Annotated in this window: 1 protein-coding gene; it reads right to left on the bottom strand. The window is 42.1% G+C overall.

Annotated elements, in window-relative coordinates; all coding sequences use genetic code 11:
- Window positions 1-183: hypothetical protein (locus NLF92_RS13665; protein ID WP_254102812.1), on the bottom strand; the 183-nt coding region annotated here is incomplete at its 3' end.
- Window positions 184-242 lie beyond the last annotated feature (59 nt).

A 242-nucleotide genomic window follows, 5' to 3' on the forward strand; every position in this document is an offset into this window, starting at 1 on the left:
GAGCAGGGAAAATCTGTCTGAAATTGCATAGTCATAGCTGGCATGGCTGACTAAACCACCTAACGATATGTCCATTCCACCATCGTCATCCGATAGGTTAATGTAAGACAGGCCGACATTCCAATCTGCGCTGGCAGACGTTGATGCAACCGCAAGCAGGCAAGCTAAAAGTGTTTTTTTCATTGGGTATCCTTTCTCTTTTATAATACGTGAAACAGTCCATTAAAGTGTATTTATGAACT

The sequence above is a fragment of the Opacimonas viscosa genome, assembly GCF_024199005.1.
Classification (GTDB): Bacteria; Pseudomonadota; Gammaproteobacteria; order Enterobacterales; family Alteromonadaceae; genus Opacimonas; species Opacimonas viscosa.